This is a genomic window from Pseudoduganella sp. R-31 (genome assembly GCF_049913235.1).
In the GTDB taxonomy this organism is placed as follows: domain Bacteria; phylum Pseudomonadota; class Gammaproteobacteria; order Burkholderiales; family Burkholderiaceae_D; genus Rugamonas.
Map to the genome: position 1 here is coordinate 3,638,102 of NZ_CP183986.1, position 14,159 is coordinate 3,652,260.

Consider the following 14,159-nt stretch of genomic DNA (forward strand, 5'->3'; position numbering starts at 1 on the left):
GCACGGAGTCGCTTCTTATACTTTAGATAACAATCCAGGGTATGGGAGGCGACGATGGGCAAACGTGTGGCAGACCGGGAGCGCATCTTCCGGTGGTTTCTTGGCCCCGCCCAGCGGGGCAATCCCTACGCCCAGTTCAACCTGGCGCTTCTTTACAAAAACGGGCACGGCGTCGAGGCCGACGCGCGCCAGGCATTCAGCTGGATGCGCATGTCGGCGCTCCAGGGCCTGGCCTTCGCCCAGAACCAGCTTGGAGCCATGTACTACAAGGGCCTCGGCATCGGAAGCAGCGATGCCGAAGCCCTGTACTGGTTCCGGCGCGCTGCGCGCCAGGGCGACCCCGCCGCGCAGCAAAACCTGGGGCAGATGTACCGGCGCGGCCGCGGCGTGCCGGTGAATGAGGAGATGGCGGCGCGCTGGTTCAGCCGCGCAGCCGAGCAGGGCGTCTCCAGTGCGCAGGCCTTGCTGGGCGAGGCCTACCTGAACGGACGCGGCGTGGCAGCGGACTGCAAGCTGGCGCAAGCCTGGCTGCGCAAGGCGGCGGTGCGCGGCGAAGTCCACGCGCAATGCCTGCTGGGCAGCATGTTCGCCCACGGTACCGGCGTTGAGCGCGACACGATGCAGGCGTTGATGTGGTACACCCTGGCCGCGGAAGGCGGTTCGGCCCAGGCCCAGTTCAGCGTCGCCGTGCTGTATGCCTGCGGCGACGGCGTGCAGCGCGACCTGGTGCAGGCCGTGCACTGGTATCGCAGCGCAGCTGAAAAAGGCGATGCTGCGGCCCAGAATAATCTTGGCGTGCTGTATGCAACGGGGCAGGGTGTGACGCAGGACCAAACCGAAGCACTGCGCTGGTACAGGCGCGCGGCCGCCCAGGGCCACGCCCTGGCGCGGCACAATCTGGCGGGCTTGCGTGGCGGCGCGGTGAATGCGGCGCTGCCTGACGAGCAGGCCCACGGCAATATTGATTTCGATGAAATCTTGCGCTCACGCCCCCATGTGCCGGAGGCGCGCAACAGCCCGCGCTGATGCGGCTTAGCGCTGCGCGGACAGGGGATGGTCGGTGCCCGGCGCCAGTACCACCGTGGTGGTCAGGCGTTCCAGCCCGGCTTGGGCCTCCACGTTCTCGATGCGCACGCTGTAGGCGCCCCGGGACAGGGGGAAGATGCCAAGGCTGCGCGAACGCTGATTGGCCCATTTGCTGGCCACGCACAAGGTATTCACGGTGCGCGAATGAACCAGCAGATTGTCCGGTTTGTGGCGCACCTCCACCTTGAATGTCATTCGGCGGCCGAAGCTGGCGCGGTCCTGCCTGGCAACCTTGGCCAGGTCGACGTTCTCGTCGCATTCTTCCACGCGGCGGTCGCCGATGATCGACACTTCCTGCTTGCTCAGGGATTCGCCGGCAGGATTGCTCATTTCAAGCACCAGGGAGTAGTTCAGATCCACCGGCACTTCGACGTCGGCTGCGGCCACGCTGCCCGCTTCGCCGAGCTTCATCTGGACGTCCTTCATGAGCGGAGGGAATTCACACAGTGCGACAGTTGCCATCGCCAAGCCGACAATGGGTTTCTGGCACAGGTTGTAGATGAATGGGCTCATGAATCCAATATAGACTACGCCCCCTGCGTTTGCAGCCTTCGGTCAAGGAAAAGACTGTTGCCATGTATCTTTTTGGCCTGTTTCTTGGCGTCGGCTGCGCTGGCTGCGATCTGGTGGTGCGAATAGTACTGGTGCGGCTCGACCCGGATCACGCCCACCGACAGGCTCATGAGCGAATAGAAGACCTTCTTGCCCTGGCGGTCCTCGCTGATATAGCCGCCGCGCTCGCGGTCTTCGTTGCTGTAGAAGCCGGCGATGGCGGTGGCAAAATCTTCCAGCACGGCATGGCAGCGCTGCTCCCAGTCTTCGCTCTGGAACAGGATCACGAAGTCGTCGCCGCCGATATGGCCGACGAAATCGCGATTGCGGTCGCCGTGTTTAGCCAGGATATGGCCTGTCAGCTGGATCACGTCGTCGCCGCGGCGATAGCCATAGACATCGTTGAAGGGCTTGAAGTGGTCAAGGTCCACATAGCAGACCCAGAACCGCGTGCCGCTCTCCAGCAAACGGTCGATATGTTCGTTGATCGGCACATTGCCCGGCAGCTGTGTCAGCGGATTGGCGTAGCGCGCAGCGTTGATCTGCATTTGCGTGATCTCGCGCATCAGGTCATGGCCCGTGCCCATGCCCACATAGCTGCCGCCTTCGGTGATGATGAAACCATTGAACAGGTGGTGCGCATCCGATTCGGCCATGCGGCAGGACAGGTCCTGCAGGCTGGTGTCGACGTCGGCAATGATCGGTTTGGCATCCATGAAAAGCGTGCATGGTTTCTTGCCGTACAACTCGCGCTGGTAGGGGCGCGCGAAGTGGTCGATCATGTCGAAGCGCGATACCAGGCCAAGCGGGCGGCCGGCGTCCACCACGGGAATGATCATCAGCTTGGGATCGGCCATGAAGATTTCATAGACGTCGTTGTTGTTCATGGACGGCGGCACGGCGGCCACGTCGTGCAACAGCTTGCGGATGGACACGGCATTTCTCTCGGCAGCGCGTTGCGGATAAACCGCCACGCCATTGCGGCCCAGTACCTTGACGACTTCCGCCGGCAAGGCCCGTGCCGGCTGGATGTGGGGGCGTCCCAGGTGGTAACCCTGGCCGTACGCGATGCCCAGGTCGCGCAGCACCAGCAGCTCCGCTGCCTTCTCGATGCCTTCCGCGATGACCAGGGTGTTGGATTTGTCGGCAATCTCCTGGATCGAGCGCACGAACTGCAGCTTGACCGGGTCGTGATCGATGCCCTGGATGAAGTGCATGTCGATCTTGACATACTCGGGGCGCAGCTCGGACCACAGGCGCAAGCTGGAAAAGCCCTCGCCCAGGTCGTCGATTGCGATCTGGAAGCCCATTTTGCGGTAATGCAGCACCGCTTGGCGCATCCGCTCGTAGTCGTAAGTGGGCTGGTTTTCGGTCAGCTCGATGATGACGTTGGCGGGATTGAGGCCGAATTGGTGGATGTAGCCGAGTGTTTCACCCTGGCTGCCGGCGTGCTGGCGCACCAGCGACTCGGGGCTGACGTTCAGGAACAGCTTGCCGGGCAGCTGCAGTTCGGCGAAGCGCTCCAGGACGATGCGGCGGCACAGGTATTCCACTTCGCGCGACAGGTTGTTGGCGCGCGCCAAGCGGAACAGGTTGAGGGGCGAATGCAGGGGGCTGTCGGAAGGGCCGCGAACCAGGCCTTCGTATGCGATGATCTCGCCGCTTTGCATGTGGACGATAGGCTGGAACAGTGCGTGCAGCTGGCGGCGCTGGATGATGTCCAGCAGGTGCTGGCCGAGCATGTCGGTTGGCGGAGGACGCAGGTAGCTTACGTTGTGCGGGAGGGTGGCGGTAGAAGTGCTCACGATGGTGGTCGCAAAAATGGCAACCCCATCATTGTGTGTCGCAATTGTGACGGCATGATGAACGCTGGAAACACTTTTTGGCGTTACAATAAGCTTCCACGTCCTTGACTGAGACCGATGCCGAGCCAGTTCTTGATCCGTTCCGCTGCATTGGCGGCCTGCTGTTTTTCCGGTGCCGCCGTCGCGGCCAGCGTTGCCGTGCACGTCGCCGATGGAAACGGCAAGCCGCTAGCCGATGCCGTGGTCTATCTCGAAGCCGATGGCGGCCAGCCGCTGCCCAAGCTGCAAAATGCCGGTGAAATCAGCCAGAAGGGCTTGAAGTTCATCCCCCTGGTAACGGTGATCCAGACCGGCAGCAAGATCTATTTCCCGAATAACGACAAGGTGCGGCACCATATCTATTCTTTTTCTGCGCCGCACAAATTCGACCAGAAGCTGTATTCCGGCACCACCGCCGACTCACAGACGTTCGACAAGCCGGGCACCGTGGTCCTGGGCTGCAATATCCACGACAAGATGATCGCCTACGTGCGTGTCGTCGACACGCCGTATTTCGGCAAGACCGATGCCACTGGAGACGTGGTGCTGGACGCTCCCGCCGGCAAATACATGCTGAAGGCCTGGCATCCCGATATGGCGGGCGGCAATCCTCAGGAGCAGGCCGTACGCCTGGCCGACGGCCCGGCTAGTGCCGCCTTCCGGCTCACGCTCAAGCGTCCTGCAAGCGATCCGGACGCGCAAGGCTACTGACCATGCGATTCCGCAGCCTCGAAAGCCGTATCGTCACGCTGTTCCTCGTGCTGCTGATCGTGGTGCAGCTGGTCGGGCTGGTCGTTATCCAGCGCGGCATCGATAGCAACGCACGGGCTGCGATCGCCTCGGAACTGGTCAACGGCAGCAAGGTCTTTGCGCGGCTGATGGACCAGAACGCGCAGAACCTGCGCAACGGCGCGCGCCTGCTATCGCGCGACGCCGGCTTCCTGTCGGCGATCGGGAATACGGACGACGATGATCGCGCCACCATCGAATCGGCGCTGGCCAACCATGGCCGCCGCATCAAGGCCGCCATGACCATGCTGGTGAGCCCGGAGCGCAAGGTTGTCGCTTCGACCAGCGATGCGCAGGCCGCGGGACTGGAGCACATGGTGATGGCCATGCTGGACAAGGCCGAGCAGGGCGAAGGCGCGAATGGCATTGCCATCGTCGAGCGGCTGCCGTACCAGGTCGTCGTGGTGCCGGTAAAGGCGCCGGTGACGATCGGCTTCGTGGTGATGACCTTCCCGCTGGATGAACGCCTGGCGCGCGACATGCAGGAAACCACGGCGCTGCAAACCCTGCTGCTGACACGCGATGCGAACGGGCGCTGGCTCCCCGTGGCGTCCAGTCTTGCGCCGGCCGCCGTGGAGCGCTTCATGCAGCAGCTGCAAGGCATGGGCGGCATGCCAGCCGAAGCGTTCGACGTCGACGTCGGCGGCGACAAGCTCAGCGTGCACATGACCAAGATTGGCGTGGACGATGGCAATGTCGCGGTGGCGATGCTGGGCCGCTCGATCGACGAAGCAACTGCGGAATATGCGCGCCTGGAGCGCTGGCTGCTCGGCTTGACTGTCGTTGGCATGGTGGTGTGCGTGGTGGCCAGCGTGCTGACAGCCAAGCGCATCGCGCAGCCGCTTCGCCAGCTGGCCGATACCGCCAAGAAGCTGGAGCAGGGCGATTACAAGGTCGATATCGGCTCTTCCCGCGCCGACGAGATCGGCGAACTGGCGCACGCCTTTGGCAGCATGCGCGACGGTATCGCCAAGCGCGAGCAGGAAATCCGCCGGCTGGCGTACTGGGATCCCCTGACCAACCTGCCGAATCGCGCCCAGTTCCTGCTGCTGCTGAACGAAGCCATTGGCGAAGCGCGCAAGCGCGGCGGTTCGGTGTATGTGCTGATGATGGACCTGGACCGCTTCAAGCATGTGAACGACGTGATGGGCCACAGTTTCGGCGACGCCTTGCTGAAGCAGGTGGCGGGCCGGCTGATGCAAAAGCTGGCCAATCGCCGCCAGCCGGCCCAGGTGGCGCGCCTGGGCGGCGACGAATTCGCCGTGCTGCTGGCCGGCTCCAACCTGGACCAGGCCGTGGTCGTCGCAGCGGAGGTCCTGCAGGCGCTGGAATCGCCGCTGTCGCTGGACGAGCAGATGGTCGACATCGGGGCTGGCATCGGCATCGCCGGCTTCCCCGAGAACGGCGTCGACGGCGAAGAGTTGCTGAGCAAGTCGGAAATCGCCATGTACACCGCCAAGCAGCGCAACGAAGGCGCCGTGGTCTATGAGGACGCGATCGATAAAGGCAGCCAGCAAAGCCTGTCGCTGCTGACGGAACTGCGCCAGGCGGTGGAGGGCAATCAGTTGCGCCTGTTCGTGCAGCCGAAGGTGACCCTGGCCACCGGCCACGTCGTGGGCATGGAAGCGCTGGTGCGCTGGCAGCATCCGGTGCGCGGCAACGTTTTCCCCGACCAGTTCATCCCGTTTGCCGAGCAGACCGGTTTTATCCGCGTGATCACGCACTGGGTGCTGGAGCGCTCGGCGGAGTTGTGCCATGAACTGGCGCAACGCGGCATTCACCTCAAGGTCTCGGTCAACCTTTCCACGCGCGACCTGCTGGACCAGGAATTGCCATTCAAGTTCGGCGAGATCTTCATGCGCCACCACGTTTCGCCTGGCGCGTTCTGCCTGGAGATCACGGAAAGCGCGATCATGGACGACCCGGTGCGCGCCCAGCAAACGCTGGAACGGCTGCATGGCATGGGCTGCGATCTCTCGATTGACGATTTCGGCACAGGGTATTCTTCGCTGGCCTACCTGAAACGATTGCCCGTCGACGAACTGAAAATCGACAAATCGTTTGTACTGAACATGGCGAATGACGTGGGCGACGCAAAGATCGTGCGCTCGACCATCGACCTTGGCCACAATATGGGCCTGCGCGTGGTGGCCGAAGGCATCGAGAGCGAGGCCGCGTGGAACATCCTGGCGGAGATGGGCTGCGACCAGGGGCAGGGCTATTACATGAGCCGCCCGATGCCGGCCGGCGAACTGGCGGGCTGGGTCGAGAACTGGAAAGCGTCAGCATTGGCCGAATAATAGCTGGCGCCGCCGGCTTCGGAGAGTTACTTATTCGTCAAAGTTCACGTTATGATCGCTGCCGCATCATAACTACTCTACGGACGACAAATGCCATTCAAGCGCGCCACCCTAGCACTCTCGCTGTTCGCCGCCTTCTCCGCACCTGCCTTTGCCCAGACCTGCCCGTCGACTGCGCCGGCCGTGGCCTATCCGGATTCCAGGAAGGCCGACCAGCAGGACAACTACCACGGCACCGTGGTCGCCGATCCATACCGCTGGCTGGAAGACGCCAACAGCGACGAGACCAAGGCCTGGGTGGTTGCGCAGAACAAGGTAACGCAAGCGTGGCTGGGACAGGTCCCTGAACGGGAGGCGATCAAGGCGCGCCTGACGAAGCTGTGGAACTACGAGCGTTATGGCGTGCCATCGAAGAAGGGCGGCCGCTACTTCTACAGCCGCAACGACGGCCTGCAGAACCAGGCGGTCCTGTACACGGCGAGGAGCTTGTCCGAAACGCCGCGCGTGCTGCTCGACCCCAACACGCTGGCCGCCGACGGCACTGTGGCGCTGGCCGCCACCGCCGTGAGCCCGAATGGGAAATTCCTGGCATACAGCACCGCCGCATCAGGCTCCGACTGGAACGAAATCAAGGTGCGCGATATCGCGACCGGCAAGGACCTGGCCGACCATATCAGGTGGGTCAAGTTCTCCAATACCGCATGGGCCGCGGATGGTTCCGGCTTCTACTACAGCCGCTACGACGAGCCGACCGAAGAGAGCAAGCTGGCCGGCGTGAACTACTTCCAGAAGGTCTACTTCCACAAGCTGGGCACCCGGCAAGACAGCGATGCGCTGGTTTATCACCGTCCGGACCAGAAAGAATGGGGCTTTGGCGCTGAAGTAAGCGACGATGGCCGCTACCTGGTGATCAACGGTTCGCATGGCACCGAAGCCAGGAACCGTGTCTTCGTCAAAGACCTGAAGGCCAGGGACGCGCAAGTGGTTGGCCTGCTGGAAGCCTTCGATGCCTCCTACAACTTCATCGACAATGAAGGCCCGGTGTTCTACTTCCTGACCGATAAGAATGCGCCGCGCTCGCGCATCATCGCTATCGATATCCGCAAGCCCGCCATGGAAAACTGGAAGGAAATCGTTCCGGAAGCGCAGCAAACCCTGGCCGGCGCCAGCATCGTCAACAAGCAGCTGGTGCTGAATTACCTGAGCGACGCGCATAGCGCAGTCAAGGTGTTCGACCTGAAAGGCAAACCGGTACGCGAGATAGCGTTGCCGGGCCTGGGCACCGCATCCGGCTTCGGCGGCAAGGCAAGCGACACGGAGACGTTCTACGCCTACACCAGCTTTACCACGCCGACCACGATCTACCGCCTGGACATGAAGAGCGGCAAGTCGAGCGTCTATCGCCAGCCGAAGGTCGACTTCGATCCGAGCGCCTTCGACACACGCCAGGAGTTCTTCACCAGCAAAGACGGCACCAGGGTGCCGATGTTCATCGTGTCGAGGAAGGGGATGAAGCTGGATGGCAGCAATCCCACCTACCTGTACGGCTACGGCGGCTTCAATATTTCTCTGACCCCGAGCTTCTCGGTCTCGAACCTGGCATGGGTTGAAATGGGCGGCGTGTACGTCGTTGCCAACCTGCGCGGCGGCGGCGAATACGGCGAGGCCTGGCACAAGGCCGGCACCAAGCTGCAAAAGCAGAACGTGTTCGATGACTTCATCGGCGCGGCGGAATGGCTGGTGGCGAACAACGTGACCTCGCCAGCCAAGCTGTCGATCGGCGGCGGCTCGAATGGCGGCCTGCTGGTTGGCGCCGCGATGACCCAGCGCCCGGACTTGTTCGGTGCGGCGGTGCCGGCGGTGGGCGTGATGGACATGCTGCGCTTCCAGAAGTTCACCATCGGCTGGGCATGGGCTTCGGATTACGGCTCCTCCGACAACGCGGACGAGTTCAAGGCCCTGCTCAAGTACTCCCCGCTGCATAACCTGAAGCAGGGGGGCTGCTACCCGGCCACCATGGTGATGACTGCCGACCACGATGACCGTGTGGTGCCGGCGCACAGCTTCAAGTTCGCCGCCGCAGCGCAAGCCGCGCAGGCAGGCGCCGCTCCAATCCTGATCCGCATCGATTCCAAGGCAGGCCATGGCGCAGGCAAGCCGACCACCAAGCAGATCGAGGAAGTGGCAGACCGTTGGGGCTTCCTGACCCGTGCACTGGACATGCATCCCGCGGCAGCGGCAACGACCACCGGCGGCCAGTAAGCATGCGCGCGCTCCTGCTGCTGTGGACAGCCTTGCTTGCGCCGGCCGCGGCGGCGCAAGCGCCTGAATCATTTTCCGAGCAGACCCGGTCGCTCGCGGTGCAGCCGGGCTTCATCGAAGTCTGGCGCGACACGGCGAAGGGCAGGGTGCTGCTCTCCGTGCGAGAACTGAACCAGTCCTTCCTGCTGGTCTCGTCCTTGCCTTATGCCCTGGGCTCCAATGACGTCGGCCTGGACCGCGGCCAGCCGGGCAGCCCGAAACTGGTAAGTTTCCAGAAGTTCGGCAACCGCCTGTTCCTGGTGCAGGAGAACACGCGCTTTGTAGCCCGTTCCCTGGATGCAGACGAGCGCAATGCCGTGGCGGAGTCGTTTGCGGGTGCGGTGTTGTGGTCGGGCGAGATCATCGCCAGCGAGGGGGCGCGCCACCTGGTCGACTTCTCCAGTTTCCTGCTGGCCGACCAGCACGGCGTGGTGCAGCGGCTCGACGAGACCAGGCAGGGCGCCTATCGCGTGGATGAAAAACGCAGCGCCGTGCTGGCGGCGGAAGCCAAGGCATTCCCCGACAATATTGAGCTGGAGTCCTTGCTGACCTTTGCCGGGCCAGGTACCGGTGAATACGTCAAGCAGGTGGCGGCCGATCCGGCCAGCCTGTCCATGCGCCAGCATATTTCGATGGTGCGACTGCCGGACAATGGCTACAAGCCGCGCCGCTACCACCCGTTTTCCGGCGGCTTTGACACGGGCTATTATGATTTCGCCACGCCACTTGCCAGCAGCCTTGACGTGCGCTGGCAAGTGCGCCATCGGCTGGAAAAAGGCGGCAAGCCTATCGTCTACTACCTGGACCGCGGCGCGCCGGAGCCCGTTCGCTCCGCGCTGCTCGAAGGTGCGCGCTGGTGGACAAGCGCCTTTGAAAAAGCGGGTTTCAAGGACGGCTTTCGTGTCGAGCTGATGCCGGAAGGGGCTGACCCGGCCGACGTGCGCTATAACGTGATCACATGGGTGCACCGCGCCACGCGTGGCTGGTCGTATGGCAATGCGATTGCCGATCCGCGCACGGGCCAGGTGATTCGCGGCGCGGTGACGCTCGGCTCGCAGCGCGTGCGACAAGATATCCTGATTGCGGAGGCCTTGCTGGCGCCTTACGGCAAATCCGCCCCCGCCGAGCGCCGCAAGCTTGCAGAGGAAATGGCGCTGGCACGCCTGCGCCAGCTTGCAGCCCATGAGGTAGGACATACCCTTGGCTTTGCACACAACTTTGCGGCGAGTCGGCAGGGCAACGGTTCGGTAATGGATTACCCGCATCCAGTGCTGAAACTCGGCTCCGATGGCGCGATCGACTTGCAGGACGCCTACGGCGCAGGCGTTGGCGCCTGGGACGATTACGTGGTCAAGCACATTTATGGCGATTTCGGCAGCGGCGAAGCAGAAGCTTCCGGCCTGGCCAGGTTGCGCAGCGGCGCTCGCGCCGCTGGCCTGCAATATGTCTCTGACGAGGACTCGCGCGGGGCCGGCGCATCGCATCCGAATGGGCTGTTGTGGGACTTTGGCCCGGACACCCTGAAAACCTGGGACCAGCTCGGCGCCATCCGTCGCCAAGCGCTGGACAACTTCTCGCTTGACGTCCTGCCCGACGAGCGCCAGGCCGGCGAACTGGAGGCGCGCCTGGTACCGGTGTACCTGTTGCAGCGTTATCAGGGTGAAGCCGTGGCCCGCTTGCTGGCTGGCGGCGAATACGAATCCGCCACCAGTTCCGACATCCGCGCCGGGCGCGCTGCCGCGGGCATCAAGGTTATGCCTGCCCCAACCCAGCGCGCTGCGCTGTCAAGGTTGGCCGATACGCTGCGTGCCGAATACCTTGCTTTGCCGGCGGGTGTACTCGACCAGCTGTCGCCGCCATCGACAGGCTTTGAACGCAACAAGGAGTACTTCGGCACCCGCATGACCGCTGTCTTCGATGCGCTGTCCGCTGCCGAAACGGGCGCAGCGCAGACAGCGAACTTCCTGTTCGAAGGCGGCCGCTTGAACCGCCTGTACTGGCAGCACGCGCGCGACGCTGCAATGCCAGGCGCCGACGAAGTCGTCGAAGCCGCGCTGTCGCGTGGCTGGAAGCGCGGCCCAATACCCGTCAAGGTGGTCGGTGGCGAGGCCGTCCAACTGGCCGCAAACTGGGTTGTGCTCGATGCGCTCCTCCAGGCGCTGGACGGTGGCAAGCTCCATGCCAACGTCGACGCCGGGCTGCGCCAGCAGCTGCGGGCGTTCGCCGGCTGGTTGAAAGCAAATCCGGGCAAGGGCACCACCGCCGCCAGCCGCGCCCAGGCAGCCGACCATGTACTGCGCTACCTGGCCGATCCGCGCAGCGTCAAGCTTCGCGCTTTGCCGGCCATTCCGCCTGGCGCGCCAATCTGATTGAGGGCCGCCGGGGTCAGGGCGGGGCCATCGGCGGCAGTTGCGGCATGACGGTGGAAAGCCAGCAGAGGATCTGCAGGCCTTTTACCTCCAGGGTGTCCTTGTTCAGGGTCGAATCGCGAATGTCGAAATAGCCCAGGGCAGTCGCCTGACCGAGGTTTTGCCGGTCCTCCTTCGACCAGTTGGCGGTAATCTTCAGGTCACGGATGACGATGAACGATGTGGGCAGCAACGGGAACATGCCTGGATTGTCGGTGCCGGAGCCATTGGAATATTCGCCGGCCTTGGTGCCGTACATGTACCAGTTTTTGGTTTTCAGCAGGGCGAGCTTGAACCAGCTGCGGTCGATGTTCACGCGGCAGTACCTGAAGGAGATGCTGAAGTTGTCGCTGGCGCCGGCGGGTTTGGTCTGCAATTCTTCGTTGACCAGGTTCACCAGGTGGTAGCGGTTGGCGACGTCAATGCGTCCGACGTTCAGATCCTTCTGCGTCAGGTCAACCGCCTGGAGCTGCTTGGCCAGGTTATACCTGTTGTAGGAGCTTGCGGGCGCGCTTTTCTGCTTGAACAAGGTCTGGGCGTTCGCCTTGGCCAGGTTGGCGACGAATACGGGTGACTTCGTCACATCCATGACAGCCGGCTTGGCTCCGGCGAGGGGAGCGATGGCAGGCATTGCCTTGATTGCTGTTGCCGCATGCAAGTTCAAGGGCTTTGTCACCACGGGGATCGGCCCGATGGGCTTGGCGAGCGCCACCTGTGCTCTTTTTACGATCAGCTGGTTTGCATTGGCCTTGATCAAGTTGGCCTTCGTGACGTCTGCCGGCCGCAGTTTCCATACGCCTTTGTTGACCAGTGTCGGCCCGCCTGCCTTGACAAACTGGGAAGTTTGCGCCGCCGGCTTGATTGCTCCGGATTGCATGTTAAGCGTAGGCCAGAACTGCGCTGCAGCCTCGTCGTACCAGTTGGACGGTGTTGCAAGGCAGGGATAGTAGAAGGAATTGGGATCGGTTGCGCTGCCGGTCCTGGCTTGAAGGAACTCGTATTGCGAGTCACTGAACATCTTGTACATCGGATTGGTGCCGATGTTGTCCGGTGTTGCGCCGCCCGGGATTGCGCCGGTCAGCAGGATTTCGTACAGGTCATCCACTTCGAGCCCGGAGTTCTGGAAGTAGGCGTTGGCCAGCGATGGCGCGATGTTCGCTATATGCGAGAACGTTTCCTTTGCGACCTGGGGATCGTAGGGACCGTTCGGGTTGTTGGCCGGCTTGAAGTCCTGCGCGGAGAGCGAGAATCCCGGCCAGGCCATTTGCATGACGGTGGAGGGATTCGCGTCCGATATGTTCAGCAGCCTTGCCAGTTCGTCATACACCGCGCCGATAAAGTCGACGGTATTGGACATGGAACCCCCTTGCTGAAAGCAGCGTGCTCAAATGGCGGCTCCGTACGGAGCCGCCTCTCATGGCTTCAACCAGGGCGAAACACTAGGCCGGCGGGCTGTATGGCACGACCTGGCTGATGAAGCCGATGATCTGCACGCCCGGTACCGTGATCGTCCCCGCCGCCAGCGCCGACGAGAATTTCTGGTTGGTGCTGGAGTGGGCATAGTTGCCGGAGATGCTGAAAGGCCCGATCCCGAAACCGCCTCCGCCGCTGGTTTTCGAAGTGATCAGGTCCCAGTCCGCCTTGGCCCAGTTGGCGGAGATCTTCAGCTTGCGCACAACCACGAAGGAGGTTGGCAACAGCGGCATCAGCTCACCGTCCTGGTGTGCCTTGCTGCCGTTGGAAAGCGTTCCTTTCTTGTACAGGTTGCCGAGGTCCCAGCCCTTGGTTGAGAGCAGGCTGGCCTGCATCCACGGGCGGCGGATGGTGACCAGCGTGTATTCAAAGCTGACGCGCAGGCCGTTGGTCTCCGAGCTGGCGTGCTGCTGCGAGCTGCTATGCCCGGCCGAACCGCCAATGCTGAACAGGCCGAGGCTGAAGCCCGCCGAACCGCCATAGGACGTGAAGTCGGACGAGGAACTGTTTGCCACGCTGCTCGATGCCGAGTCGAAGGTGGTCCAGCCGCTGGATTTGCTGGTGCTGCTATACCAGTCCGACGGCAGCAGCTGCACGCGGTACAACTTGGGCGAGAGACCGGTGCCGGTGTCGTTCAACACCACGCCGTAGCCTTCAAACAGGTCCTGCGCCTGCTTCCAGGCCAATTGCAGTGCATTCTGGACGGAGGTCGTTTTGATCGCCAGGTTTTGTTCGACCTTGTTGGCATCTTCAGCGCGCCAGCGGTCGTAGGCGGTCTTCACAGGGATTTGCAAGGTCGATGCGACCATCGGCCAGGTATTCTTGCCGGTCGTGGTTTTCTGGGCTTCCAGGAAGGCGCCAATGTAGGCGATACGTGCATTGTTGTACGCGGCCTGGTTGTCCAGGTAGTCGCGGTAAACCTGCGATTCGATCTTCTTCTTCGACTCTTCGCCGGTGTCGGGATCGGTCACGGTAATCGTGCGGAAGAGGTAGTTCTCAGCATCGGTGAGCTGCTTCTCGACTGCCGGATTAGGCGGTTGTGCAGGAATGTGCACGCCGTCCAGCATCTGTTTGTACATTTCGCTGATCTTGCGCGTGCTGTCGGTATAGATGGCCGACATCTTTGGCGCTACGTCCACCAATTCTGCGGTGTTGATGGCGGCGTCCTGGCTGCCATTGCTGTTACCCGGAGTCCAGGGATTGCGGAAGTCGGCTGAATTGATGGCGAGGCCGGGCTTCATCAATGAGAGTACGGTGGACGAAGCCTGGAGGACGGGTTTGCCGCCAGGTTCAGCCTGCGTGACGGAATTGAAGATGTTGTCGAAGATGTTTTGGATCAGCTTTGCTACTTCAGCTTGTGTCATGGTAGCGCTCCTCACCAGATGATTGAGTTTTTATGGCGCGCC

9 protein-coding genes are annotated in these 14,159 nt (G+C 62.5%); 5 read left to right on the forward strand and 4 right to left on the reverse strand.

Going from position 1 to position 14,159, the window contains the following annotated elements:
* Positions 1-54: 54 nt before the first annotated feature.
* Complete coding sequence (locus tag ACN9MY_RS16605; RefSeq protein ID WP_426317976.1) at positions 55-1,026, forward strand: tetratricopeptide repeat protein; 972 nt, start codon at positions 55-57, stop codon at positions 1,024-1,026.
* Between the two features lie 6 nt (positions 1,027-1,032).
* On the opposite strand, the gene ACN9MY_RS16610 is transcribed toward ACN9MY_RS16605, so the two are convergent.
* Together ACN9MY_RS16610 and ACN9MY_RS16615 are read right to left on the reverse strand one after the other, a co-directional pair.
* Positions 1,033-1,599 carry a hypothetical protein gene (locus ACN9MY_RS16610; protein WP_426335786.1) on the reverse strand — a complete coding sequence of 189 codons (567 nt, stop codon included), beginning with the start codon at positions 1,597-1,599 and terminating at the stop codon, positions 1,033-1,035.
* A gap of 14 nt (positions 1,600-1,613) precedes the next feature.
* Positions 1,614-3,380 carry a GGDEF domain-containing protein gene (locus ACN9MY_RS16615; RefSeq protein WP_426323775.1) on the reverse strand — a complete coding sequence of 589 codons (1,767 nt, stop codon included), beginning with the start codon at positions 3,378-3,380 and terminating at the stop codon, positions 1,614-1,616.
* 180 nt (positions 3,381-3,560) lie between these two features.
* Between ACN9MY_RS16615 and ACN9MY_RS16620 the strand changes: the two genes are divergently transcribed.
* The 4 genes from ACN9MY_RS16620 to ACN9MY_RS16635 all read left to right on the forward strand — a co-directional run bounded on the left by ACN9MY_RS16620 (position 3,561) and on the right by ACN9MY_RS16635 (position 11,241).
* Positions 3,561-4,193, forward strand: a complete 633-nt coding sequence (locus tag ACN9MY_RS16620) for a methylamine utilization protein (RefSeq protein WP_426161514.1) — start codon at positions 3,561-3,563, stop codon at positions 4,191-4,193.
* A 2-nt stretch (positions 4,194-4,195) separates the two neighbouring features.
* Positions 4,196-6,571, forward strand: coding sequence for a putative bifunctional diguanylate cyclase/phosphodiesterase (locus ACN9MY_RS16625; protein WP_426335787.1), 2,376 nt, complete (start codon positions 4,196-4,198; stop codon positions 6,569-6,571).
* Between the two features lie 90 nt (positions 6,572-6,661).
* Positions 6,662-8,833 (forward strand): prolyl oligopeptidase family serine peptidase, encoded by a 2,172-nt coding sequence (locus tag ACN9MY_RS16630; protein WP_426335788.1) that lies wholly within the window; start codon positions 6,662-6,664, stop codon positions 8,831-8,833.
* Between the two features lie 2 nt (positions 8,834-8,835).
* Positions 8,836-11,241: a zinc-dependent metalloprotease gene (locus ACN9MY_RS16635; RefSeq protein ID WP_426335789.1), complete on the forward strand. Its 2,406-nt coding sequence runs from the start codon at positions 8,836-8,838 to the stop codon at positions 11,239-11,241.
* A gap of 16 nt (positions 11,242-11,257) precedes the next feature.
* On the opposite strand, the gene ACN9MY_RS16640 is transcribed toward ACN9MY_RS16635, so the two are convergent.
* Together ACN9MY_RS16640 and ACN9MY_RS16645 are read right to left on the reverse strand one after the other, a co-directional pair.
* The gene (locus ACN9MY_RS16640; protein WP_426335790.1) at positions 11,258-12,637 is read right to left on the reverse strand and encodes a hypothetical protein; all 1,380 of its coding nucleotides are present in this window, start codon (positions 12,635-12,637) and stop codon (positions 11,258-11,260) included.
* Between the two features lie 82 nt (positions 12,638-12,719).
* Positions 12,720-14,117, reverse strand: a complete 1,398-nt coding sequence (locus ACN9MY_RS16645; protein WP_426335791.1) for a hypothetical protein — start codon at positions 14,115-14,117, stop codon at positions 12,720-12,722.
* Positions 14,118-14,159: the final 42 nt, after the last annotated feature.